21 protein-coding genes and 1 tRNA gene are annotated in these 23,634 nt (G+C 68.6%); 15 read left to right on the plus strand and 7 right to left on the minus strand.

The genetic code is table 11. The features are described from left to right. Nucleotides 1-38: 38 nt before the first annotated feature. The 3 genes from AC1C2U_RS09825 to AC1C2U_RS09835 all read right to left on the minus strand — a co-directional run bounded on the left by AC1C2U_RS09825 (nt 39) and on the right by AC1C2U_RS09835 (nt 2,409). Nucleotides 39-557, minus strand: a complete 519-nt coding sequence (locus tag AC1C2U_RS09825) for a hypothetical protein (protein ID WP_495361565.1) — start codon at nt 555-557, stop codon at nt 39-41. A 182-nt stretch (nt 558-739) separates the two neighbouring features. Next, the gene (locus AC1C2U_RS09830; RefSeq protein ID WP_495361566.1) at nt 740-1,657 is read right to left on the minus strand and encodes a DNA-3-methyladenine glycosylase family protein; all 918 of its coding nucleotides are present in this window, start codon (nt 1,655-1,657) and stop codon (nt 740-742) included. A 173-nt stretch (nt 1,658-1,830) separates the two neighbouring features. After that, nucleotides 1,831-2,409 carry a TetR family transcriptional regulator gene (locus AC1C2U_RS09835; RefSeq protein WP_495361567.1) on the minus strand — a complete coding sequence of 193 codons (579 nt, stop codon included), beginning with the start codon at nt 2,407-2,409 and terminating at the stop codon, nt 1,831-1,833. A gap of 48 nt (nt 2,410-2,457) precedes the next feature. Between AC1C2U_RS09835 and AC1C2U_RS09840 the strand changes: the two genes are divergently transcribed. Genes AC1C2U_RS09840 through AC1C2U_RS09850 form a run of 3 tightly spaced genes read left to right on the plus strand, consistent with a single transcriptional unit; the run spans nt 2,458 to nt 6,148 of the window. After that, nucleotides 2,458-4,191, plus strand: coding sequence for an FAD-binding protein (locus tag AC1C2U_RS09840; protein WP_495361568.1), 1,734 nt, complete (start codon nt 2,458-2,460; stop codon nt 4,189-4,191). Next, a complete protein-coding gene (locus tag AC1C2U_RS09845) occupies nt 4,188-5,297 on the plus strand; it encodes an SDR family NAD(P)-dependent oxidoreductase (protein ID WP_495361569.1) in 1,110 nt (369 codons plus the stop codon). Before AC1C2U_RS09840 ends, AC1C2U_RS09845 begins: the two co-directional genes overlap by 4 nt. Continuing rightward, nucleotides 5,294-6,148: an SDR family oxidoreductase gene (locus AC1C2U_RS09850; RefSeq protein WP_495361570.1), complete on the plus strand. Its 855-nt coding sequence runs from the start codon at nt 5,294-5,296 to the stop codon at nt 6,146-6,148. The genes AC1C2U_RS09845 and AC1C2U_RS09850 overlap by 4 nt, the downstream gene beginning before the upstream one ends. Before the next feature lie 49 nt (nt 6,149-6,197). On the opposite strand, the gene AC1C2U_RS09855 is transcribed toward AC1C2U_RS09850, so the two are convergent. Beyond that, a complete protein-coding gene (locus AC1C2U_RS09855) occupies nt 6,198-6,920 on the minus strand; it encodes a YoaK family protein (protein ID WP_495361571.1) in 723 nt (240 codons plus the stop codon). Nucleotides 6,921-7,221: 301 nt separating this feature from the next. On the opposite strand from AC1C2U_RS09855, the gene AC1C2U_RS09860 reads away from it, so the two are divergent. Continuing rightward, a complete protein-coding gene (locus AC1C2U_RS09860; protein WP_495361572.1) occupies nt 7,222-7,884 on the plus strand; it encodes a pentapeptide repeat-containing protein in 663 nt (220 codons plus the stop codon). Between the two features lie 15 nt (nt 7,885-7,899). On the opposite strand, the gene AC1C2U_RS09865 is transcribed toward AC1C2U_RS09860, so the two are convergent. Beyond that, the gene (locus AC1C2U_RS09865) at nt 7,900-9,369 is read right to left on the minus strand and encodes an alpha/beta hydrolase fold domain-containing protein (RefSeq protein ID WP_495361573.1); all 1,470 of its coding nucleotides are present in this window, start codon (nt 9,367-9,369) and stop codon (nt 7,900-7,902) included. Between the two features lie 76 nt (nt 9,370-9,445). On the opposite strand from AC1C2U_RS09865, the gene AC1C2U_RS09870 reads away from it, so the two are divergent. The 3 genes from AC1C2U_RS09870 (at nt 9,446) to AC1C2U_RS09880 (ending at nt 14,379) form a co-directional block, all read left to right on the plus strand. Next, nucleotides 9,446-11,845: an MMPL family transporter gene (locus AC1C2U_RS09870; protein WP_495361574.1), complete on the plus strand. Its 2,400-nt coding sequence runs from the start codon at nt 9,446-9,448 to the stop codon at nt 11,843-11,845. Between the two features lie 187 nt (nt 11,846-12,032). Beyond that, nucleotides 12,033-13,193, plus strand: a complete 1,161-nt coding sequence (locus tag AC1C2U_RS09875; RefSeq protein WP_495361575.1) for a serine hydrolase domain-containing protein — start codon at nt 12,033-12,035, stop codon at nt 13,191-13,193. A gap of 160 nt (nt 13,194-13,353) precedes the next feature. Beyond that, nucleotides 13,354-14,379, plus strand: coding sequence for a zinc-dependent alcohol dehydrogenase family protein (locus tag AC1C2U_RS09880; RefSeq protein WP_495361976.1), 1,026 nt, complete (start codon nt 13,354-13,356; stop codon nt 14,377-14,379). 92 nt (nt 14,380-14,471) lie between these two features. On the opposite strand, the gene AC1C2U_RS09885 is transcribed toward AC1C2U_RS09880, so the two are convergent. Next, entirely contained in the window at nt 14,472-14,810 is a 339-nt protein-coding gene (locus tag AC1C2U_RS09885; protein ID WP_495361576.1) for a nucleoside triphosphate pyrophosphohydrolase family protein, read from the minus strand. Between the two features lie 90 nt (nt 14,811-14,900). On the opposite strand from AC1C2U_RS09885, the gene AC1C2U_RS09890 reads away from it, so the two are divergent. From AC1C2U_RS09890 to AC1C2U_RS09905, 4 genes are all read left to right on the plus strand, one after another. Further along, entirely contained in the window at nt 14,901-15,518 is a 618-nt protein-coding gene (locus AC1C2U_RS09890; protein ID WP_495361577.1) for an acyl-CoA-like ligand-binding transcription factor, read from the plus strand. A gap of 475 nt (nt 15,519-15,993) precedes the next feature. Further along, complete coding sequence (locus tag AC1C2U_RS09895) at nt 15,994-16,401, plus strand: group I truncated hemoglobin (protein ID WP_495361578.1); 408 nt, start codon at nt 15,994-15,996, stop codon at nt 16,399-16,401. 4 nt (nt 16,402-16,405) lie between these two features. Further along, nucleotides 16,406-17,608 carry a globin domain-containing protein gene (locus tag AC1C2U_RS09900; RefSeq protein WP_495361579.1) on the plus strand — a complete coding sequence of 401 codons (1,203 nt, stop codon included), beginning with the start codon at nt 16,406-16,408 and terminating at the stop codon, nt 17,606-17,608. Continuing rightward, a complete protein-coding gene (locus AC1C2U_RS09905) occupies nt 17,608-18,432 on the plus strand; it encodes a hypothetical protein (RefSeq protein WP_495361580.1) in 825 nt (274 codons plus the stop codon). The genes AC1C2U_RS09900 and AC1C2U_RS09905 overlap by 1 nt, the downstream gene beginning before the upstream one ends. A gap of 124 nt (nt 18,433-18,556) precedes the next feature. Here the strand turns inward: AC1C2U_RS09905 and AC1C2U_RS09910 are convergent. Next, nucleotides 18,557-18,643, minus strand: a tRNA-Leu gene (locus AC1C2U_RS09910). Between the two features lie 215 nt (nt 18,644-18,858). Between AC1C2U_RS09910 and AC1C2U_RS09915 the strand changes: the two genes are divergently transcribed. From AC1C2U_RS09915 to AC1C2U_RS09930, 4 genes are all read left to right on the plus strand, one after another. Beyond that, entirely contained in the window at nt 18,859-19,743 is an 885-nt protein-coding gene (locus AC1C2U_RS09915) for an HAD family hydrolase (RefSeq protein ID WP_495361581.1), read from the plus strand. Beyond that, the gene (locus AC1C2U_RS09920) at nt 19,740-22,250 is read left to right on the plus strand and encodes a glycoside hydrolase family 65 protein (protein ID WP_495361582.1); all 2,511 of its coding nucleotides are present in this window, start codon (nt 19,740-19,742) and stop codon (nt 22,248-22,250) included. The genes AC1C2U_RS09915 and AC1C2U_RS09920 overlap by 4 nt, the downstream gene beginning before the upstream one ends. Nucleotides 22,251-22,327: 77 nt before the next feature. Further along, the gene (locus AC1C2U_RS09925; RefSeq protein WP_495361583.1) at nt 22,328-23,074 is read left to right on the plus strand and encodes an FHA domain-containing protein; all 747 of its coding nucleotides are present in this window, start codon (nt 22,328-22,330) and stop codon (nt 23,072-23,074) included. Beyond that, on the plus strand, nt 23,071-23,634 hold the full coding sequence (locus AC1C2U_RS09930; RefSeq protein ID WP_495361584.1) for an FHA domain-containing protein FhaB/FipA: 564 nt from the start codon (nt 23,071-23,073) through the stop codon (nt 23,632-23,634). Before AC1C2U_RS09925 ends, AC1C2U_RS09930 begins: the two co-directional genes overlap by 4 nt.

Consider the following 23,634-nt stretch of genomic DNA (forward strand, 5'->3'; position numbering starts at 1 on the left):
CGGGCCGGGCGGTTCGCCCGGCCCGCTTCGTCGTTGCGCTACTTCTCGGTGCTCTTGGGGGCGACGGTCTCGTCGGCCACGGGCTCCTCGGCGGGAACCGCAGTCGCCTCGGGCGCCGCGGCGGGAACCGCAGTCGCCTCGGGCGCCGCGGCGGCCACCGGCTCCGCGGTCGTCTGCACGCCGTCGGCCACGATCACGACGTCTTCGACCTCGGTCGCGGCGAAGTCGGCGTCATCGAACGCGGCATCGTCGGCCAGCACGAGCGCCGAGGCATCCGCCGCCGAGCGGCGCGCAGCCGCGAGGCTGATCGCGTGCACTGCGAGGGCGATGACCACGGCGAGGCCGCCGGCGGCGAGCAGCAGGCCGCCGATCGTAGTGCCCGACTGTGCAGCGAGGTACGCCGCGTAGTCGGCCGACTGGGTCGTGTACAGCTCGACCTGTGTGGCGTTCGATGAGGCCAGGAGCCAGGCGCCCACGGCGATGATCACGACGGCGACGACCCAGAGCAGGATCAGCGGCACGTTGACCTTGGTGCGGGCGGATGTGTTGTCGGTCATGACGTCCTTCGGGGTGGGGTTGCGACCGGATCGGCCTCAGAGCACGTTACGAGGCGAGCCTATGCGTGTCCTATGCGTGAGCGCGACATTTTCTTCGAATGATCTTGGCGAACACAGCGTTGACGACCGTCTCGACAGCTGCGCCGACAGCTGCACCGAGGCGGCCGCGAGAGCAGCGTCGATCAGATCGCGCGATGGTCGACGAACGCCATGCGCGGCCCGCGCCGTGGCCTGCCGCGAACACCGGCAGCGCCGAGCAACCGCACCACCCGGTACCGATGACCGGCCCACGGGGCGAGTGTCTCGAGCATCTCGTCATCGGTCATGTCGCGACCCGCGAGCGCATGGCCGACGTAGTTCGAGAGGTGGTAATCGCCCACCGAGAGCGCGTCGGCGTCGCCGAGGGCACGCTGAGCGACCTCGGCGACGGTCCACGGGCCGATGCCGGGCATGAGGGTGAGGCGAGCTGCGGCATCCGCCGGGCTCATGTCGACGACGGCTTCGAGCTTCGCCGCGTATCCCGCGGCGTTCTGCAGCGTGCGCGCCCGTTTGGGATCGACACCGGCCTGATGCCACTCCCAGCTCGGGATCGCACGCCATGCATCGGCAGACGGCACGACCCGCATCGGCCGAGGCGTCGGCCCCGGCGCCGCGGTGCCGAAACGGTTCACGAGTCGCCGCCACGAGTCGTGCGCCTGCAGCGTGATGACCTTCTGCTCGAGGATCGTCGCCGCGAGCGCGTCGAAAACCTGCGCCGTGCGCGTGATGCGAAGGCCGGGATTCAACCGGTGCGCGTCGTCGAGCAGGCGCAGGCCGGGCTCGAATTCGGCCGGATCGTCACGGTCGCCGAGCAGTTCCGGTGCCTGCTCGACCGCAAGGCCGGCGCCGGGCCCCCAAGCCTCGCACCGCAGCTCGTCTGCGGCGGACTGGGTCAGTCGCATGGCCGCATCGCCGTCTCGTGTGCGGGTTGTGCGCCACACCGCACCGCTCGCATCGACGTGGAACGCCGGGTCGCCGCCGCCGCGACGCAGCACCCCGATCGTCTGGCGAAGGTCGGTCGGATGCCGCGGCCGCCAACTGAGGGCATGCTCCGCGATCATCGCTCCAGTGTGCCTCACGCTCCTGACAGGAGCGGCCCTCTACTCCGCGGCGGCCACCGCCGCCACCGGGCGGTCGTGGTCGTGTGCGGCACGACGATGAACCTGCCTCGGCGGAGCACCCCGACGCCGAGGCATCCGTCATCGCCTGATGGTCTCGCGTGCGGGCCGCTGCCTCAGCGCGGCGTGAACGCCGCGTGGAAGAGCGCCCACGCCCGCTGCGCGACGCGCTGACGCTCCGAGGCATCCGTTCGCGCGAGAACATCGGCGAGCATCGTGACGGCGAGCAGTACGTCTTCGATGACGACGTGGTCGCCGATGCGTCCGGCTGCTCGCTCGCGGTCGAGCACGGTGCCGACGACACGGGCGAGCCGTGCGCCGAGGTGGGCCACGCGCTCGTCGTGCTGGTTGCGCCAGATCACGTCGATGAGCGCGGTCGAGACCACCGCCTGCTCGATGATCGCGTCGAGCAGCTCGTCGAGGGTCGCTTCGGCAGGCTCGACGGATGCCTCGAGCTGGTCGATGTTCTCGTCGAAGACGGCGACGGCGAGTTCGAGCCGATCGGGGAAGTGGCGGTAGAGGCTGCCCTGGCCGACGCCGGCGCGCTTCGCGATCGCGTTGAACGGGGCCTGCAGGCCATCGCTCGCGAACACCTCTCGCGCGGCGGCGATGATCGCGCGCCGATTCTCGGGTCCGGCACTCGGGCCGCGATTGGCCTTGCGAGTCTCGGGTGTTCCCTTCTCACGTTCAGGCACGAGTGCTACCTTACTACCGGACAACGATGTCCGGTATAAGGAGGAATCATGACGCAACCATGGGACCGTGAGGTCGACGTACTCGTCGCCGGCAGCGGTGCGGCCGGAATGACGGCCGCCATCACTGCAGCGGATGCCGGCCTGTCGACGCTCGTCGTCGAGAGCACCGATCGCTGGGGCGGCACGACGATGCGCAGCGGCGGCGGGCTCTGGATGCCGAACAATCCGCTCATGAGACAGCACGGCATCGCCGACTCGCGCGAGGAAGCGCTCACCTACCTGCAGTCCGCGATCGGCGACTCGGCCGACATCGGCCCCGCAAGCTCGCAGGAGCGTCGCGAGGCGTTCGTCGACGCCGTGCCGGTGGTGTTCGGCTTGCTCGAACGGCTCGGCGTGCGGTGGACGATCGCGAAGGACTATCCCGACTACTACCCCGATCGGGCGGGCGGCAAGGTGGGCCGTTCCATCGAGGTCGTGCCGTTCAACGCCAACAGGCTCGGCGACTGGAAGCGCACCTCGCGCATCAAGGACGCCGTGCCCATACCGATGAAGACCGACGATGTCTGGCTGTTGTCGCGCGCCTGGTCGACGCCGTCGGGGTTCATCCGCGGCGCCCGATTCGTGTTCCGCACCCTCGGCGGCCTCCTGACCGGCCGTATGCTCGTCGGCATGGGCGGCGCCCTCATGCTGAGCCTCGGCGACATCGTTCGCGGCCAGGGCACGGAGTTGCTTCTGAACTCACCCGTCACCGAACTCGTGCGCGACGACGACGGTGACGGCCGCGTGATCGGTGCCGTCGTGTCGACGTCGAGCGGCCCGCTGCGGGTGCGTGCGCGGCGCGGCGTCATCCTCGGCGCGGGCGGCTTCGCGATGAACCGCGAGTGGCGCGAGCGTTACCACGGCATCCCCGGCTACAGCTCGGCGGCAGAGGGCGACCTCGGCACCGCGATCGAGGCCGGCGCCAAGGCCGGCGGCGCGCTCGCCCTCATGGACGACGCATGGTGGGGCGCATCAGTGCCCATCCCGGGCGCGCAGCCGCTGTTCGTGCTCAACGAGCGCTCCGACCCGTTCAGCATCGTCGTCGACCAGTCGGGGGCGCGGTACCTCAACGAGTCCGAGAGCTACATCGACTTCGGCCACCACCTGCTCGAGCGCAACCGCACGACGCCCGCGAACCCGTCGTGGCTCGTCGTCGACCGCCGCCACCGTCAGCGGTACATGTTCGCCGCGATGCTCATGGGCGGCAAGGCCATACGAGAGGGCGGCGTCTCGCTGAAGGCCGATACCCTCGAAGAGCTCGCTGCGCTCATGCACGTCGACACGGCGACGTTCCGCGCAACGGTCGACCGGTTCAACGGGCTCGCTCGCGGAGGCGTCGACGCCGACTTCGGGCGCGGCCGCACCGTCTACGACAACTACTACGGCGACCCGCGGGTCAAGCCCAACCCCAATCTCGGCCCCATCGAGAAGGGGCCGTTCACGGCGGTCAAGCTCGTACCGGGCGACCTCGGCACGAAAGGCGGTCTGCTCACCGACGAACACGCGCGCGTGCTCGACGCGTCCGGCGCCCCCATCGCCGGTCTGTACGCGGCGGGCAACACGACCGCCTCCGTCATGGGCCGCACCTACCCCGGCCCAGGTTCGACCATCGGACCGGCCGCAGTCTTCGGATACCTCGCCGCGAAACACGCTGCCGGGACAACCGACCTCGACACTGTCACTGCAGCACCGCAGCAGACAGCAGCACCACAACAACAGATACAGAAGGAAGCACTCGCATGAGCACCACCAAGCCCCTCACCGGCGACGACTCGATCAAGACCTGGCTCGAGCACCCGGTCGGCGGCCCGATCGTCCGCGACCTGCTCGCCCAGGCCGGCCAGGACCCCGACGTGATGCGCCCTGTGCAGCGCCTCGCCATCAAGCGACTGGTCAAGCTCAGCAAGGGGAGCTTCAGCCAGGAGATGATCGACACGCTCGTCGCGCGCGCGGCGGCCGGCGACGTTCCGGCCGGCGCCTCCGGGGCCACGGATGCCCCGGGCGCACCTGCTGCCGCAGCGGCCGGCGCCGAGGCATCCGACGCCGCCACCGACGCGGCCCCAGCCGCACCTCCCATCGAGCAGCCCGTGTGGGTGGAACGCCTCGACCAGGGCCGTTTCGCGGGCAAGACCGTCATCGTCACGGGCGCCGGTTCGGGCATCGGCCGTGCGACCGCGTCGCGCGTCGCGCGCGAAGGCGGCCGGGTCATCGGCGTCGACGTGTCGCAGGAGCGACTCGACGAGTTCGCGGCCGAACACGCCGGTGCCGAGGTCGTGACCCTCGTGGCCGACATCACCGACGACGCGGCCATCGCCCGCATCGTCGAAGCCGCCGGCGACCGCATCGACGGCCTCGCGAACATCGCCGGCATCATGGACGACATGACGCCGATCGGCGAGCTCACCGACGCCGTCTGGAAGCGCGTCTTCTCGGTCAACGTCGACGGCACAATGAAGCTCATGCGCGCCGTCGTGCCCGTCATGGTCGCGCAGGGCGTCGGCTCGATCGTGAACACCGCCTCCGAGGCCGCACTCCGCGGCTCGGCCGCTGGCGTGGCGTACACCGCTTCAAAGCACGCCGTCGTCGGCCTCACGAAGTCGACGGCGTTCATGTACGGTCCGAGCGGCCTGCGCGTGAACGCGGTCGCTCCCGGTGCGACCATCACGAACATCGAGGCGAAGTTCGCCTCACCGCTCGGCGCCGAGCGGGTGCAGCTGGCGATGACGATCCTTCCGGATGCCGCCGAGGCCGAAGCCCTCGCGGCATCCATCACCTTCCTGCTCAGCGACGACGGCGTGAACATCAACGGCGTCGTGCTCGCGAGCGACGGCGGATGGTCGGCGGCATGAGCGCGAACGGAGCAGTCGGCGCGCGCGAGGTGCTCGTCATCATCGGCGCCGGCGGCATGGGCGAGGCGATCGCCCGCCGCCAGGGCACCGGGCGCACGGTCGTGCTCGCCGACTTCAGCGAAGCGGCGCTCGACCGCGTCGGCGACGCACTTCGCGGCGACGGATTCGACGTGGTGACGCACCGCGTCGACGTGTCGTCGCGCGCATCGGTCGTCGGGCTCACGAACGCCGCAGCCGAACTGGGGCCGGTCACGCAGGTCGTGCACACGGCGGGCCTCTCCCCCGTGCAGGCGCCTCGCGATGCGATCCTCGCCGTCGACCTGCTCGGCACCGCGCTCGTGCTCGACGAGTTCGAGCGGGTCATCGCACCGGGCGGAGCCGGCGTCGTCATCGCGAGCATGGCGGGCCACTTCCTGCCGCCGCTGCCGCCCGAGGTGTCGCACGCTCTCGCGATGACTCCGGCCGACGCCCTCCTGTCGTTGCCGGTGCTCGGCTCGGTCACCGAGGCCGCCGCGGCGTATCCGCTCGCCAAGCACGGCAATCACCTGCGGGTGCGCGCGGCCAGCACCGGGTGGGGTGCGCGCGGCGCCCGCATCAACAGCATCAGCCCGGGAGTCATCTCGACGCCGATGGGCCAGCAGGAGCTCGCCGGCGAATCGGGCGGGCAGATGCGAGCGATGATCGACGCGTCCGGCACCGGCCGCGTCGGCACACCGTACGACATCGCGGATGCCGCGGCATTCCTGCTGGGGCCCGACGCGAGCTTCATCACGGGCACCGACCTGCTGGTCGACGGCGGCGTGGTCGCCGCGGTCAGCACCGGCCGGCTCGGCCTGCGCGGCACGGAGTAGCACCGGGTCGTCCGCCCAGGGCCGGCGCCTCACCGCGCCGGCCCTGGAGTCACGCCGCGCGCCGCGGCATCCTCATGTCCCCGTCCTGCCCCGGCACCGGGATGGGCAACTTCGCGAGCAGCACCAACCCGATGACCGATGGAAGCAGCGGAAGGACCGCACCGAGCGCGGGCTCGACGCTCATGAGCAACGCAGCACACACGGCGCCGAGCACGAGCGCGACGATGGCGCCGATGCGGATGCCTCTGTCCTCCGTCTTCCGGTCGGCGAAGCCGGCCATGACACTCGTCAGTGTGCCGGTCATGAAGGTCGTCGTCACGCCGGAGCGGCGCTCGATGCGTCGCGCCACGGAAGTCTGTCCGGCCATTCCGAGCGCCGAAGGCGCGATGAGCGCCACGAGAATGAGCAATTCCGTCGGGTGCGGGTTGAGCAACCAGCCGACGAGCACGACGACCTGGGCCAGCACGGTCGCCGTCAGCACGATCAGGAGCCCCCGTCGAAGAGTTGCACCCGGCCGGGCGATCCGCAGTGAGATGAACACGCCCGCGGCGAAGAACACCAGGGCGACGCTCGCACCGACCAGGGTATTCGCGTAGTCGGGCCGTTCGAACAAGCCCGCCAAGATCATGTTGCCGGTCATGTTCGCCGTGAAGATGCCGCCGAACTGAAGGAAGGCGAACGCATCTGTCGCCCCCGCTGCGAATGAGAGCACCACTGCGAGGCCGGTGAGCTGCGGCCCGACTCGCGTGAGGCGGTCGTCTGACGTCGTCATTTGCCCTCCCTCGGGTGGCCAGTTCGGCCTCCCGCCACCGGTTCATGACGGATGCGCGCTCTCGCCTCAGCCGGAACTTCGGTCGCGTGGTTGCAATTCAACCGCATGTCGGATGCGGACGAAAGGACCGTTTCGTGAGCGCCCGGCCCATGGTCCTCTGACCGAGTCGTCGACTTTCGGAGCCCCGATGGATGCCGCGGTCGAGCTCGGCTTCATGGAGGACGGCGGCTGAAGGGGGCACGGTCGGTGGCGGGCCGTAGCCTCGATCTGTTCGATTCGATGACACTCACCAGAGGACACCATGCCCCCACGCCCGCACACTCTTGCGCCGCGGATCGACGAGATCACGCTCACCGACCTGACGGAGGCCGACATCGAGACGCTCGCCGCCGGCGACCGTGTCGAGGGCCTGCGCTATCGCGGCGGCGATGTCTCGGAACGAGACCTGACCGGCGTGAACCTCAGCGAATGCGAGGTCACCGGCGTGTTCGCGCACGACGCTCACCTTCGCGGTGCGGTGCTCACCGAGACCGTGTTCGAACGCCTGGAGGCACCGGTGCTGCGGGCGCCTCGAGCGACGTTGCGCGACGTGCTCATCTCGAGCTCACGCATCGGCTCCGTCGAGTTCTACGACAACACGTGGCAGTCGGTGCGCTTCATCGGCTGCAAGCTCGGCTTCGTGAACCTCCGCGGTGCCGAGATCCGCGACATCCGGTTCACCGACTGCACCATCGAAGAGCTGGATCTCGGCAATGTCCGTGCCGAGCGCGTCGCCTTCGAGCAGACCGAGGTGCGCGCGCTCGACGTGACGGGTGCACGGCTCCGTGATGTCGACCTCCGAGGACTCGACCTCGCCGCGATCACCGGCCTCGAAGGCCTGAAGGGCGCGACGATCGACGGCATGCAGGTCGCCCTGCTGGCGTCGCTCTTCGCAAGTCACCTCGGCATCCGCGTCGTCGACTGAACGTCGCACTCGCCCTCACGGGCAAGTCACCTCGGCATCCGCGTCGTCGACTGAGAGCACGCGCTCTGCACCGACCCCGCCGTGCCCTCCGACGGTGACGCGCCGCGCGAAGTCGATGGCGTCCTCGAGCAGGGCGTCGCGGTCGACGGCGCCCTCCCACCGATGCCCGGCGCTCTCGACGAGCACGAGCTCCGCCGCCGCGCCCGCCGAGAGCAGCGCGTCGGTGAGCAGCTCCGCCTGTGACACGGGCACCGAGCGGTCGTTCGTTCCGTTCACGATGCGGAAGGGCGGGGCTCCGAGCCGCACCTGCCGGGCCGGGCTCGCGGCCGCCGCGCGTTCGGGGTCCGCCGCGACGGTCGCTCCGATCCACTTCGCCTCGCTGCAATCGGGGTCGTGCTCCCGACCGAGGGCGCGGGCGTGCTCGATGAAGTCGGTCGGCCCGTACCAGTCGATGACGCCGCGCACCGCGGAATCCGATCGGAGCCCCAGGAGCGCCGCGAGCGTAGCGCCCGCCGACTCCCCCCAGAGCACGACGCGCGACGCGTCGAGGCCGAAGCGTTCGTCGTTCGCCCGCAACCACTCGAGCGCCGCCGCGACGTCGTCGAGCTGGGCGGGAAAGATCGCCTCGGCGCTCAGGCGGTAGTCGACGGATGCCACGGCGAACCCCGCGGCGACGATGCGACCGAACGCATTCTCGATCTGGGGGCCGAATTCGCGCCTGCTGCCGCTCTGCCACCCGCCGCCGTGCACGAACAGGATGACCGGCGGCGCCGAAGGCCCGACGACAGGGAGGTACAAGTCGAGCGCGAGCGGTCGGTGGCCGGCGACCTCGATGTAGACGAGGTCGCGCAGTACCCGAGGCTCCGTCTGGGCGGCGCGCGACGGTGTCGGCGGCTGCGGCTGCGTCTGCGACGCCACCGATCCGAGCACCGCGCCGACGAGGCGTCGAGGCGACTCGGGATCGAGCGGTGCGCGGCTGAGAATCCGCAGAATCAACGCGCCGACGAGGGCCTCGACGATCTCCTGGATCGGCGCCGCGGCAGGAAGGTCTGAGCTGTCGATCGCCGACTGGAGTCGCACGATGAGCGCCGAGCCTGCCCCGAGGCCCTCGTACAGGCGTCGACCGACCTCTTCATGCTCCGAAGCCGCCGCGAGCAGGGAACGGAGGAGGGTCTCGTTGCCGGGGTCGGCGATGAAGCGGCTCAGGTCGTCGAGCCAGACGACGAGGTCGCCCCGCACATCTCCGGAGTCACCCGGGGTGAAACGATCCGGCAGCAGGATGCCTTCGAGGAGGCACTCCGCGACGAGTGCGCCCTTCGACGACCACCAGCGATAGATCGTCTGCTTGCCGACTCCGGCGGCGGCGGCGATGCCCTCCATCGAGAGGTGGTCGTACCCGCGCTCGGCGAAAAGCCGCGCAGTCGCGTCGAGGATCGCGAGGCGCGCGGACTCGCTTCGCGCTGCGCCTCGTCGCCGCTCGGACATCCTCACATCCTATTCGCTATCAACGAGACGGACCGTTGCGTAGAGTTGTACCTCGGGGTTTCGGGAGGACAGACTGATGGCGGAACTGCTCTATCGCTTGGGCAAGCTCTCGGCGCGGCGCGCGTGGATGGTCGTCGCTGCATGGGTGCTCGTGCTCGTCGTCGCCGGCGTCGGCTTCGCCGTCGGGTTCAAGGGTCTCGCGACGAGCTTCGACATCCCCGGCACTGCGTCGGGCGCGGTGACCGAAGAGCTCCAGGAGCAGCTGCCCGACTTCGCCGGTGCGTCCGGCACCGTGGTCTTCGAGACGAGCGACGGCAGCGCGCTGAGCGAGGCACAACGCGAGCAGATCAGCGCGCTCGTGGCAGACGGCCATGAGCTGCCGGATGTCGCAGACGTCATCGACCCCTTCGAGACCGAGCAGCAGCGGGCCGACCGCCGACAGGAGCTCACCGACGGCCGGGCGCAGCTCGAGGCCGGCCGCGCCCAGCTCGACTCCGCGCAGACGCAACTCGACGCCGCCCGTCAGCAGGCCATCGCGGCAGGGGCGCCGGCCGAACAGCTCGCCGTGCTCGACGAGCAGCAGGCGCAACTCGACGCATCTCGCGACGAGCTGGAGTCGGGCGCCGAGCAGCTCGAGGTCGGCGCCGAGCTGCTCGAACTCTCAGACGGTATTCGCGTGATCTCCGACGACGAGTCGACCGTGCTCGTGAACGTCGCCTTCACCGAGCCGCGGCTCGAGCTCCCCGAGGAGTCGAAGCAGGCAGTCATCGACCACTTCGAGTCCGAGCCGATCGACGGCGTCGAGGTCTCGTTCTCCACCGACATCGCGCAGGGCGTGCCGCAACTCGTCGGCATCGGCGAGATCGTCGGCGTGGTCTTCGCCGCCATCGTGCTGCTCGTGATGCTCGGTTCAGTGCTCGCGGCCGCACTTCCGCTCGTCACCGCCCTCGTCGGTGTCGCGATCGCCGCCCTCGGCTCGCTCGCATTCTCGGGCGTCGTGCAGATGGCGTCGGTGACCCCGATGCTCGGTGTGATGCTCGGCCTCGCGGTGGGCATCGACTACTCGCTCTTCATCATCAACCGGCACCGCAAGCAACTGCTGCAGGGTGCCGAGGTGCGCGAGTCGATCGGCCTCGCGAACGGCACCGCCGGCAACGCGGTGGTCTTCGCCGGCGCCACGGTCGTCGTGGCGTTGCTCGCCCTGAACGTGACCGGGGTCCCGTTCCTCGGCCTCATGGGAACCGTCGGCGCGATCGCCGTGGCGGTCGCCGTACTCATCGCGATCAGCCTCACCCCTGCGCTCCTCGGGCTTCTCGGCGAACGCGTGCTCAGCCGTCGTGCCCGGGCACGCGTTGGCGAGGAGCACCACGAAGACACGAAGGCCAAGCCCATGCCGACGTGGCGGGCCATCGTGACCGTCATCGCGACCGCCGCGGCCCTCCTCACGATCGCGATCCCGGCACTCTCGATGCGCGTGGGCCTGCCGGACGGGTCATCCGAAGCCGCCGACTCCGCGTCGTACCGCGCGTTCATGACGACCGAAGCCGCGTTCGGCGCCGGCGCGAACGGCCCGCTCCTCGTGACCGCCGCCCTGCCCGCCGGCCTCGACGACGACGAGTTGCTCGGCGCCCAGCTCGAGGTGGCGCGCACCCTGTCCGATCAGAACGACGTCGTCGCCGTCGCCCCGATCGCGGTCTCCGACGACGGCAGACTCGCGGCGTTCCAGGTCGTTCCCACCGAGGGGCCGAACAGCGCCTCCACCGAGCAGCTCGTGCGCGAGCTGCGTGAGCTGCCGCCGATCGGCGGCGACATCACGCTCGGCGTGGCCGGCCAGGCGGCGATCAACATCGACATCTCCGAGAACCTCGCCGACGTGCTGCCGACCTACCTCGCGGTCGTCGTCGGGCTCTCGCTGCTCATCATGATCCTCGTGTTCCGCTCGATCCTCGTGCCGCTCATCGCGACAGGCGGCTTCATCCTGTCGCTGTTCGCCACCTACGGCGCGACGGTCGCGGTCTTCCAGTGGGGCTGGCTCGCCGAGCCGCTCGGCATCCACACCGGTCCGATCCTGAGCTTCCTGCCGGTGATCCTCGTGGGCGTCCTCTTCGGCCTCGCGATGGACTACCAGCTCTTCCTCGCGTCGGGCATGCGGGAAGCCTTCGTGCACGGGGCATCCGCTCGCCTGGCTGTCGCCCGCGGGTTCCGGGCCGGTCGGTCCGTCGTCATCGCCGCCGGCCTCATCATGGTGTCGGTGTTCGGCGGGTTCGTGTTCTCGGAATCGACCATGATCAGGTCGATCGGCTTCGGCCTCGCCTTCGGCGTGCTCGTCGACGCATTCGCGGTTCGGATGCTCCTCATGCCGGCGCTCATGCACCTGCTCGGCCGCTCGGCGTGGTGGATCCCGCGCTGGCTCGACCGCATCATGCCGAACGTCGACGTCGAGGGGGCGGCGCTCGAGCGCCGGCATCACGCCTGAGCGCTCCGCTCGCCGTTCGAAGCAGGGAGTGCCAGGGCCTCCCGCAGACGGCACGATGGAGCAGTTCGAATCGCAGCTGCCGGCCGCCCGACGAAGCTGAACGCGCTCATTCTCCCGCGTACCGGCCGGGCTGCTCATCTCAGCGTAAGGTGACACACTCGACCACGTCGGAGGAGGAGCCGCCAACATGACCGACCGGTTCCCTGCTTCCGTTCTCCCGCGACTGACGAACGTTCTCGACGATGCCGTGAATAGCGGAGTCACCCCGGGCGCAGTGTGCGAAATCACTCGATCCGGCACGCCGACCATCACGATCTCGACCGGTCGAGCAGCGAACTTCGATGACAGCGGACAGCCGATCGCGCAGACCGCCGGCGAGCCTGTGGGCAACGACACGCTCTACGATCTCGCCTCGATCACCAAGATTTTCACGGCGATCACTGTGCTCAGCCTGGTGGATCGGGGTCTGCTCGATCTCGACGTGAGCGTTGCCGAATGGCTCCCCACCTACGGGTCTGGAGACAAGGCGGAAGTCACGCTCGCCCACCTGCTGAGCCACACATCTGGACTGGATCCGATCTCGCCGCGCTCCTGGCGTCGGTGCGTCCACGACGAGGGCACCGATCACGCGCGCTGGATCGAGCAGGAGCGCTCCGACGTGCTCGACGACATCCTGTCGCTCCCGCTCTCGTATGCGCCGGGCACCTCCATGCAGTACTCGTGCCTCGGCTACATCACCTCCATGGCCATCGCCGAGACGGCGACCGGTCTGGCGTGGGCGCGGCTCGTGAGCGAGCACGTGCTCGACCCGCTCGGGCTCACGCAGACGACGTTCGCCCCGGATGCCGCACGCAGCGCGCCCACGGAGTACATGCCGCAGATCGGGCGCGGCATGGTGCGCGGTACCGTCCACGACGAGAACGCGCGCGCGCTCGGCGGGGTGTCCGGCAATGCCGGCCTGTTCGCGCCGGTGCGCGACGTGACCGCGCTCGGTTCCGCCCTGCTCGCCGGGCTGCCCGGGGTGCTCAGCCCCCGCTCGTTCGACCGGCTGTGGCACGACCAGTTACCGACGATGCTCGGCAGTGCGGCCGAGCGCATCGAACAGGAGATCGGATTCGGTCAGAGCCTCGGATTGCGCATCGGCCAGGAGAGCTGGATGAGCGAACGGGGCAGTGGCGGCAGGGGCCATACCGGATTCACCGGCACGTCGCTTCTCGTGGACCGCGAAGAGAATCTCGTCGTCGCGCTCCTGACCAATCGGGTGCATCCGAATCGTGAACACTCCGACTCCACGGCGTTGCGCCGAACGGTCGGCGAGATGGCGTACACGGCACCCATCCAGGGTTGAGTTCAGGACCGTTCCCATTCTCTGCGAGCATCCATTGCAGGCTCGGCCGCTTCACGGCATTCTTACCAGTACGGTGGCGCGGTCGGCCGGAGAGGGACTTTCTCGCGCGGCGTCTGGGTCCTTTACTGGAGTGGAGCTTTCCGGAACGAAGGAGCACATTGTGCGTGGAGTAATGATGTACGGGCCGGGAGACGTTCGGCTCGAAGAGCGCGACGCCCCAATGATCATCGAACCCACGGATGCGATTATCCGCTTGTCCGCGACGTGTATTTGTGGGTCTGATTTGTGGCCGTACCGCGGGGCGGAGCCTCTCTACTCGACGCCGCAGGCGATGGGTCATGAGTACATCGGCGTGGTCGAAGAGATCGGCGCAGATGTGAAGAATGTGGAGATCGGCGATTTCGTAGTTGGGTCGTTCGTCGCCTCGGACAATACCTGCGAGATCTGCCAGGCCGGCTACCAATCCCGTTGCATCCACAACGTGATGATGGGCGCGATCGGCACGCAGGCTGAGCTCGCACGTGTCCCGCTGGCCGACGGCACTCTTGTCGCCACCCCTGGTCACCCCGATGCTGACCTGATCCCGTCGCTGATGGCGGCATCCGATGTGCTCGGCACCGGGTGGTACGGGGCCGTCGCCGCCGAAGCAGGACCCGGAAAGACCATCGCTGTCGTCGGCGATGGTGCTGTGGGGCTTTCGGCGGTCCTCGCTGCCAAGCAGCTCGGTGCCGAACGGATTATCCTGTTCAGCCGCCACCCCGAACGACAAGCGCTGGGGCGCGCGTTCGGCGCGACGGACATCATCGAAGAGCGCAGCGATGAGGGTGCGGCAAAGGTCAAGGAGCTCACGGGCGGCTACGGTAGCCACGGCACCGTTGAAGCCGTCGGCACGCAGGAGTCGATGTGGCAGGCGATCAACAGCACTCGTCCCGGCGGTTACGTCGGAGACGTCGGAGTTTCTCATGGCGTCGAATTGGACGGCTTGAACCTCTTCTTCGCCAGCGTGCACCTGCACGGCGGGCCGGCCCCGGTGCGCCAGTACCTCCCCGACCTCATCCAGCTCATCTGGGACCGCAAGATCGACCCCGGAAAGGTGTTCGACCTGACTTTGCCGGTCGAGGAGGCCGCCGAAGGCTACAAGGCGATGGATGAGCGCCGTGCCACGAAGGTTCTTCTCACCTTCTGACTCCGCGCCCACGGGCGGCCTGCAGGCCTCGACGCAGTCGTCGCCCGCCGTTTCCGCTTCGACGCCGAAGACCGCCCCTCCGACGTCCTGGTCTAGTGCGGCCGGAGACCGGCTTCGATCCGGTCCATGGTGTCGGCATAGGCGTCGGTGATGTCGATGTCGAGTCGTTCGGCGATGACGATCACCCACCACAGGGATTCCGCGAGCTTGTGCCGCAGCTGCGCATCGACGTCGCCGTCGATCTCCCACGTGCCGTCGTGGGCGAGGATCAGTCGCCCGACCGTGCCGACGTCATTGCTGAAGCCGAGCATGAGCTCGTGCAGTGTCCACACCTTTCCATTGAGCCGCTGCTCGATCGTCTCGTACAGCGCCCGCACCTCCATCGCGCGCTCGCGCGCGGATTCGAGGCTGACCTGCTGTTCGGTGTTCACGGAGTCCTCCTTGAGTGTTGTCGTCCTTGAGTGTTGTCGTGCAATCGATCGGTCGGATGCCGCGGCTACTGCCCTGCGACCGCCTCGACTGTGCGCGCATCCGCGGTGCTCGCCGCTGCTGCTTCCGACCGGGGCGATCTTCGTGAAATCGGCAAACAGGCGGTTCGCGCGGAAATCACTCAACGCGCGGTCGCCCTTCTGGACGAGCGCGGATTCGACGAGACGACCGTCGAGGAGATCTCCGCCGCAGTCGGAATCTCCCCGCGGAGCTTCTTCCGCTACTTCGCGACGAAGGAGGACCTCGTCATCGGCGACCTCATGCCGATGGGGCGTCTGATCGAAGAGGCACTTCTGTCGCGCCCGGAAGACGAGTCGCCGTGGGCGGCGCTTCGGGCAGCGCTGGCGCCACTCGAACGCATCGCCGTGGGCGACCTCGAGGCCGTGCGACGAACCACCCGTGTGGCGCTGAGCACCCCGGGCCTGCGAGCGAAGACGATCGAACGGCACACCGCATGGGCGGCCGTGCTCGCGCCGATCATCGCCCGTCGCCTCACGGGGAAGAAGGAGCACCCGACCATCAGGGCCGACGCCATCACCCAGTCCGGTCTCGCGTGCCTTTACGTCGCCACGTCGGCGTGGGCCACCGACGGTGGTCGATCGTATTCCAGCCTCCTCGACGAGGCCTTCGACGCGGTCGCGCAACTGTGAGCGCCGCCACCGAGTCCGCGCCCACCACCAACTCGTCGGACCGGTCGACCACACGCAGTTCCTAGCCCATTCCATTGCCTCCTTGAGGTGCATCTCGCAGACATTGTATGGCGCATGACCCAGTACTGCACCGCGAAACTGTGCAACATCGACTGCAGCTACGAGATGGCGCGACTGGTCCATATGCGCGCGTCACGGTGAATGCGTTCAGCCCCGGCGCCATGTCCGACATCGGCCGCAGCGGATGCCGCGCGCGAGCCGGATCAACCGACCGTCGGCAATAGGATGGGTCCAACCTATTGAGCTCGCGAGAGCTTCTCCCCGGAGCTTGGCGCACGATCGGCTCAGTTACTCCTCAACGAAGATGGTCCCGCTCAGCGAGAGCGAGCACGCGGGCTTCGTTCTGAGCTAGCCCCCTGGGGCTGCGTTCTGCTAGGAAGAGAACCCAGGTGTTCCCCCAACGAACGGATGAAACGTGACAAGTCCCAGCGACCAGCAGTCTGATGTACTCGAGCAGAGCGACTATGCGGCCGTGGGTGGCGCGCCGGCGATCACCGCGGTGGTCGGCAGGTTCTACGAACTGGTGGTGGCCGACGACCGGCTCGCCTCGTATTTCGAGGGGGTCGAGATGGTCCGGCTCAAGCGCCACCAGGTCGCACTGGTCTCGCAGGTCATGGGCGGTCCGGTCGAGTACTCGGGGCGCGACCTGCGCGCGGCGCACCAGGGCATGGGCATCTCGACCGACGACTTCGCCGTCGTCGTCGCCCACCTGGTGACGGCGCTGACCGAAGCCGGCGTCGAGCCCGCGATCATCGGCCGGGTGGGGGCTGCGCTCGGCGGAACGGAGTCGGACATCGTCGAGGTGGCCTCGACGCGAGGCTGACTCGGTGAACACTGCCGCGCTGAAAGAGACGTGGGCGCTCGCCGAGACTCTCGGTGACGAAGTCCCGCTGCACTTCTACTCCCACCTGTTCCTCTCTCACCCCGAGGTGCGGAGCATGTTCCCGGTCTCGATGGCGACCCAGCGCGACCGGTTGGTCGGCGCGCTGGGCCGCATCGTGTCGGGAGTGGACCAGCTCGACGAGGTCACCGGGCTGATCCAGCAGCTCGGCCGCGACCACCGGCGCTTCCAGGTCGTGGCGCAGCACTACGACGCGGTCGGTGCTTCCCTGCTCGCCACGCTGAAGCACTTCCTCGGAGATTTGTGGACCGAGGAGCTCGCCGCGGACTGGGCGGCGGCCTATGGCCTCATCGCCACGGTGATGGTCCAGGCGGCTGAGGAGTCCGAGCGCACGAGTCCGGCCTCATGGGCCGGGCAGGTGCTCTCAGTCGATCGGCGAAGCCTCGACATCGCGGTGTTCCAAGTGCTTCCCGATCCTGCGTTGTCCTTCGAACCGGGCCAGTCGATGGCGATGGAGATCCCCTCCCGCCCTCGGCTCTGGCGCTATTTCAGTCCCGCCAACGCTCCACGCGCCGACGGCACCCTCGAGTTCCACATCCAGATGGTTCCCGGAGGTCAGGTGAGCGGCACGATGATCGGCTCGCTCGCGGTCGGAGAGACCGTGCGCCTCGGTGCCCCGATCGGTGAGGAGCTGACGCTCGGGGAGAATGATCGCGGACGCGACCTGCTGATGATCGCCGGCGGTGTCGGCCTGGCGCCGCTCCGAGCTCACCTGGAGCGCATCGACCAGCGCTGGCAGGAGACAGGCGAGGCTCCTCAGGTGCATGTGTTCCATGGGGCGCGCGTGCCGTGGAACCTCTACGAGAACAAGCTGCTCCAAGATCTGCGCGTTCGCCCGTGGTTCACCTATACGCCGGTGGTCTCGGACGACCCGAGCTTCCCGGGCGCCAAGGGCCTGGTGGGGGATGTCGCTGCCGACGCCGCCCGGCCCGGTGACCTCGCACTCGTGTGCGGGTCGCCCAACATGGTGCGGCACGCGGTGTTGCGTGTGCGCAACGCCGGCCTGCCCTCGAGCGACATTCGCTTCGAGCAGTTCGCTACCCTCGACGAAGACAGCCACGCATTGCATCACCACACCCAGAACCCGCAGCCGGCGCAGGCTGCCGTAGAGCAAGTGGGAACCCGCTGATGACGCCCATGACGACCGACGACCCCGACTTTCCCGACGCTCCTCCCGCCGTGGAGCACGAGGGAACCCTGGCGAGCGCGGTGGGCCGCCTGCCCGAGGCGAGCGAGGTGCGCTTCGGCATCAAGCACATCGGCGGCGGGTACGACCGGGTGGAGGTCGACGCGTTCGTACGCAAGACGTCGGAAGCCGTTGGCGCCGTCCGGGCCGCCGCGGACAGCGCCCACGAGGAGTTGACGAACCTGCGCGCTGAGAACGCCAAGCTCCATGCGGAGGCCGGCACCGATCTCCATCAGGAGATCGCTGCAGGTGCCGTCGGGTTGCTCTCTCAGGCGCAGCTGATCGCAGACCGCGCGGTGGCCGACGCTGAGCAGTACGCCCGCGATCTGGTGATCACGGCCCGCGACCAGTACCGCGAGGTTCTGGAGCGCGCAGAACGCAGCGCGGTGCATGTGGCCGCGGGGCTGACCACGTCGGAGAAGCCGGCCCTTCCCGAGATCGAGTACGTGCGTACCTACGCCAAGGTCGCGCAGATCCAGTTGCGCTCCGTGCTCGACGCCCTCACCGAACAGGTCGACCGTCTCGGAACCCTGCCTCAGGCCGAGCACGAACCGGTCGCCGGTGCCACGATCGGCGACGAAACGCCGCCGGTCGATGACCCGGTCGTCGAGCCCGATTGGACACGACCGGCCGTCCAGCGGGAATCATTCGTCGAGCCAGCATCGTTCTCGATGCCGGGATCGTTCTCCGAGTCATCGGCGTTTTCCGAGGAATCACCCTCCGAGTCAGCGGCGCTGGCCGAGCCCCGAGCCCCTGTTCGAAACTGACCCCCGGCGCCTTCGATAGACGCTCCGAACCACTCGCGAACAACAGAAAGCCCCCGCCACCGCGGGGGCTTTCTTCTTGAACCGAGTTCGTGAACGATCGATGAGATTCGTGAATCCCTCATGCTGGTGCGCGAGGGGGGACTTGAACCCCCACACCCTTGCGAGTACTGGCACCTGAAGCCAGCGCGTCTGCCAATTCCGCCACTCGCGCACGTATGGATGCACCGCAGTGCGTCCAACCACGAGAGACTAACATCTCCCCGGCGGCAAAGCCATTCGAGCCGACCGTACGACGATCAACCACACCCGAACAGACCCTTGGCGATTCCTCCGAGTATCGGCCTCGCCTCGCGTTCCCCAGCCACCCGGGAATAGCATCGAGCAGCGGGTTCCGGTGCCCCGACCGACGCGACGAAAGGACCGCCCGTGAGCTCGCCCAGCGAGACCCCCCACTCCCCCACCAGCCACGACGAGCGTGCCCCGCGCACGGCAAGGGCGCTCAGCAACATCCGCGGCTATCTCTTCGACCTCGACGGCGTGCTGACGCCGACCGCGACCGTGCACATGCACGCTTGGGCGCGCTTGTTCACCCCCTTCCTCGAGCGGCACGGCGCCGCGCCGTATGAAGAGGCCGACTACTTCTCGTACATCGACGGCAAGCCACGCTACGACGGCGTGCGCAGCCTGCTCGAGAGCCGCGGCATCCGCGTGCCCGAAGGCGAAGTGACCGACTCTCCCGCCAGAGACACCGTGCACGGCCTCGGCAACCGAAAGAACGAGGCCTTCAACGAGACGCTCGCCGAAGAGGGCGTCGCCGCATACCCGGCGAGCGTGGCCTTCCTCGACGCGGTGCAGGCGAGCGGATGCCTCGTGGCCGTCGTCTCGAGCTCGAAGAACGCCCCCTCTGTGCTGGCGGCGGCGGGGCTCGCCGATCGCTTCGAGGTCGTCGTCGACGGCGCGGTCGCCGCGCGCGACGGGATCCCCGGCAAGCCGGCCCCCGACACCTTCGAGCGCGCGGCAGAGCTGCTCGGCCTGCCGACGAGGGCCTGTGCGGTCGTCGAAGATGCCGAGTCGGGGGTGAAGGCCGGTGCCTCGGGCGACTTCGGCGTCGTCATCGGCGTCGATCGCGGCGTCGGCCGCGAGGCCCTCGAAGCACTCGGTGCCGACATCGTGGTCGACGAACTCGACGAGCTCATCCCCCTGCTGCCACCCGCCGATCCCGTCGAAGGGAGCCACGCCGGCACGCGCGCTTCGACTGGCTCAGCGAGCGGTACCCGACCAACGAACACCCCCCGAGAGGAACCCGAATGAGGTTCGCCGACCACGACCCACTGAACCGCACCCGGTTCCCGATCGACGAGTGGGCGCTTGTCGAGACCGACTTCGGCGAGGCCGACATGGGCCGCACCGAGACGCTCTTCGCCGTCGGCAACGGCTACCTCGGCATGCGCGGCAACGTCGAGGAGGGCCGCGACGGCTTCATGCACGGCACCTTCGTGAACGGCTTCCACGAGACGTGGCCGATCCGGCACGCCGAAGAGGCGTTCGGGTTCGCGCGCGTGGGTCAGACAATCGTGAACGCGCCGGATGCCAAGGTCATCCGCCTCTACGTCGACGATGAGCCCCTCGTGCTCACCGAGGCCGAGCTCCTCTCCTATGAGCGTCGGCTCGACTTCCGCCTCGGTGCGCTGAGTCGCTCGATCGTCTGGCGCACCCCGTCGGGCAAGCGCGTGCTCATCACGAGCCGGCGCATGGTGTGCTTCACCGACCGTCACCTCGCCGTCATCGACTACGAGGTCGAAATGCTCGACTCGGATGCCGCGGTGACCATCTCGAGCCAGATCCTGAACCGTCAAGACGGCCGCGACGAGTACCGCTCGGGCGTGCTCGAGACCAGCGGCGGCTTCGATCCCCGCAAGGCCGAGCAGTTCAACGAACGCGTGCTGCAGCCCCGCGTGAAGCGGCGCACCGAGGGCCGATACCTGCTCGGCTACCAGACGACGAACTCGGGCATGGCGATCGCGATCGCCGCCGAGCATTCGATCACCACCGACAACTCCTTCACCGAGTCGGGCTCCATCGAAGACGACCTCGCCAAGCACATCTATCGGGTGCGCGCCAAGCAGGGCCAGCCGATCCGCATCACCAAGATGGTCAGCTATCACACGGCCAGGAAGGTGCCGGCGCGCGAGCTCGCCGATCGCAGCGACCGCACCCTCGACCGCGCAGCAGAGGTGGGCGTGGGCGAGCTCTTCGCCCAGCAGCGTGCGTGGCTCGACGACTTCTGGGCCCGCTCCGACGTCGAGATCACCGGCCAGGCAGCGATCCAGCAGGCGACTCGTTGGAACCTCTTCCAGCTCGCGCAGGCGACGGCGCGCACCGATGGCGGCGGCGTCGCCGCGAAGGGCGTCTCGGGCTCCGGCTACGGGGGCCACTACTTCTGGGACAGCGAGGTCTACGTCCTCCCTTACCTCACCTACACGGCGCCGATCGTCGCGCGCAACGTGCTGCGATTCCGGCAACGGATGCTCGACCCCGCCCGCGCCCGCGCGCTGGAGCTGAACCAGATGGGGGCGCTGTTCCCGTGGCGCACGATCAACGGTCAGGAGTCGAGCGCGTACTACGCTGCCGGCACCGCGCAGTACCACATCGACGCCGACATCGCTTATGCGCTGTGCCAGTACGTCGCCGCGACAGGCGATCAAGACTTCTTAGGTCGCGGGGCGATCGACATCCTCGTCGAGACCGCCCGCATGTGGGAAGACCTCGGCTTCTGGCGCTCGAACGCCGACGACGTGTTCCACATCCACGGCGTCACCGGCCCCGACGAGTACACGACGGTCGTCAACGACAACCTGTACACGAACGTGATGGCGCGAACGAACCTCGCCGCCGCGGCATCCGCCGTCGACAACCTGCAGGTGCTCGACCCTGTGGCCTACCACCGCCTCGTCGAGCGACTCGGGGTGACGCCCGCCGAGGTCGCGAGCTGGCGCCGCGCGGCCGCGCACATGCACATCCCCTACGACGAGCAGCTCGGCATCCACCCGCAAGACAGCGCGTTCCTGCAGAAGGAACTTTGGGATCTCGAGAACACTCCCGAAGACCGCCGCCCGCTCCTCCTGCACTACCACCCGCTCGTCATCTACCGCTTCCAGGTGTTGAAGCAGGCCGACGTGGTGCTCGCGCTCTACCTGCAGGGCGACCGGTTCTCCACCGAGATGAAGCGGGCCAACTTCGAGTACTACGACCCGCTGACCACTGGCGATTCGACGCTGTCGGCGATCGTGCAGTCGATCATCGCGGCCGAGGTCGGGTACCACGAACTCGCGATGCGCTACTTCCGATCGGCGCTCTTCGTCGACCTCGCCGACCTGCACCACAACGCGGCCGACGGGGTGCACGTCGCCTCGACGGGCGGTGTGTGGAGCGCGCTCGTGTCGGGTTTCGGCGGGTTCCGCGACCACAACGGCATCTTCACGTTCGACCCTCGCCTGCCCGACGGGTGGCAAGGCCTCACATTCCGCATCACGCTCCGCGGCACGCGGCTGCGCGTACGTCTCGACCCTGAATCGATCTCGTTCGCGGTCGAGGACGGGGTCGAAGCACGCGTGCGGGTTCGCGGTGTCGACGTGGTCGTGGCGGCCGGTACGGATGTCTCGGTGCCGCTCGACGGGCAGGGTCCGCGCCTCTACGGGGCACCGACGATGCGCGACGTCACCGGCTCGCGTCGGGCAGACGGCACACTGCTGACGGCGTCGATCCCGACGCTCTCGCTCGACGTCGACGAAGCCGACTCGACGATCCAGGTCGATTGATTCGCGAGTCTTACAGCCCTTCGGGCTACCATGTCACAGTCACGACAGCGTCGTAGCACACCTGGAACGGGAGACCTGTGGGCCTACTGGACAACTTCGAGAAGGGTCTCGAGCGAGCCGTCAACGGCGCGTTCGCGAAGACCTTTCGCTCGGGGCTGCAACCCGTCGAGATCACTTCTGCCCTGAAACGGGAGATCGACACGAAGGCTGCGGTCGTCTCACGCGACCGCGTGCTCGTACCGAACAGCTTCGTCGTGCGCATGGCACCCGCCGACTACGCCCGCATGACGGGCCTCGGTCCGGCGCTCATCGACGAACTCGTCGACCTCGTGCAGAAGCACGCTGCGAGCCAGCGCTTCCAGTTCGCGGGCGGCATCACGATCGCGCTGCACGCTGATGACAGCCTCACCGAGGGCATGGTGCAGGTCGACTCGCAGAATGTGAAGGGCCAGGTCGCCTGGACCCCGGTGCTCGACGTGAACGGCAAGCGCTACCCGATCCTGAAGGGGCGCACGGTCATCGGCCGCGGCAGCGAGGCCGACATCACCCTCGATGACTCTGGGGCGTCACGTCGGCACGCCGAGGTGCAGTGGGACGGCAGTCGCGCCCGCGTGCGCGACCTCGGCTCCACGAACGGCAGTCAGCTCAACGGCTCTCCCCTGAAAGACGCAATCCTCGAACCCGACTCGGTCATCACGATCGGCCGCACCCGCATCGTGTTCCGGGTGCTCGCGCAGGCTTCTCCCGGCGGCGACGCAGGCTCGCGCACAGACCCGGCCACCGAACGTCACGACATGGGCGGGTTCTGGGGGCCCGGCGAATGAGTGAACTGACCCTTCTCGTCCTCCAACTCGGCTTCCTGCTGTTGCTCTGGGTGTTCATCTTCGCGATCGTCTATGCACTGCGCAGCGACCTCTTCGGGCAGCGGGTGCGCAAGCTGCAGCCCGAGACGTCCGCTGCGGGCGCGGCATCGGTGTCCACGTTCCCCAGCTCACCCGTGTCGGCGGCGCCTGTCCCCTCGCCGGCGGTTGCACCGGTCGCACACGCGGCCGCGGCATCCGGCGGCGCCAACGGCGAGCTCGCCTCGAGCGACAACGCGACCCGTCTCGTCATCACGAGCGGCGCGAAGGCCGGTGCGGAGTTCCCACTCGGCCACGACGAGATCACCATCGGCCGCTCGAGCGACTCGGCGATCATCATCCGCGACGACTACACCTCCACCCACCACGCCCGAATCATGCAGTGGAACGGCCGCTGGATGATCCAAGATCTCGATTCGACGAACGGCACCTTCCTCAACGGCTCCAGAGTGACCGTGCCGACCCCTATCCCGCTCGGAGCCACCGTCAAGGTGGGAGCGACGACGTTCGAGCTGCGGCGGTAG

Source organism: Agromyces sp. Y575 (assembly GCF_059445445.1).

What these genes read in the sequence shown, in the direction of transcription:
- AC1C2U_RS09845 (WP_495361569.1), top strand. Translation starts at nt 4,188, where the DNA reads ATGAGCACCACCAAGCCCCTCACCGGCGACGACTCGATCAAGACCTGG.
- AC1C2U_RS09825 (WP_495361565.1), bottom strand. Translation starts at nt 557, where the DNA reads ATGACCGACAACACATCCGCCCGCACCAAGGTCAACGTGCCGCTGATC.
- AC1C2U_RS09905 (WP_495361580.1), top strand. Translation starts at nt 17,608, where the DNA reads ATGACGCCCATGACGACCGACGACCCCGACTTTCCCGACGCTCCTCCC.
- AC1C2U_RS09840 (WP_495361568.1), top strand. Translation starts at nt 2,458, where the DNA reads ATGACGCAACCATGGGACCGTGAGGTCGACGTACTCGTCGCCGGCAGC.
- AC1C2U_RS09865 (WP_495361573.1), bottom strand. Translation starts at nt 9,369, where the DNA reads ATGTCCGAGCGGCGACGAGGCGCAGCGCGAAGCGAGTCCGCGCGCCTC.
- AC1C2U_RS09920 (WP_495361582.1), top strand. Translation starts at nt 19,740, where the DNA reads ATGAGGTTCGCCGACCACGACCCACTGAACCGCACCCGGTTCCCGATC.
- AC1C2U_RS09855 (WP_495361571.1), bottom strand. Translation starts at nt 6,920, where the DNA reads ATGACGACGTCAGACGACCGCCTCACGCGAGTCGGGCCGCAGCTCACC.
- AC1C2U_RS09830 (WP_495361566.1), bottom strand. Translation starts at nt 1,657, where the DNA reads ATGATCGCGGAGCATGCCCTCAGTTGGCGGCCGCGGCATCCGACCGAC.
- AC1C2U_RS09850 (WP_495361570.1), top strand. Translation starts at nt 5,294, where the DNA reads ATGAGCGCGAACGGAGCAGTCGGCGCGCGCGAGGTGCTCGTCATCATC.
- AC1C2U_RS09860 (WP_495361572.1), top strand. Translation starts at nt 7,222, where the DNA reads ATGCCCCCACGCCCGCACACTCTTGCGCCGCGGATCGACGAGATCACG.
- AC1C2U_RS09875 (WP_495361575.1), top strand. Translation starts at nt 12,033, where the DNA reads ATGACCGACCGGTTCCCTGCTTCCGTTCTCCCGCGACTGACGAACGTT.
- AC1C2U_RS09870 (WP_495361574.1), top strand. Translation starts at nt 9,446, where the DNA reads ATGGCGGAACTGCTCTATCGCTTGGGCAAGCTCTCGGCGCGGCGCGCG.
- AC1C2U_RS09930 (WP_495361584.1), top strand. Translation starts at nt 23,071, where the DNA reads ATGAGTGAACTGACCCTTCTCGTCCTCCAACTCGGCTTCCTGCTGTTG.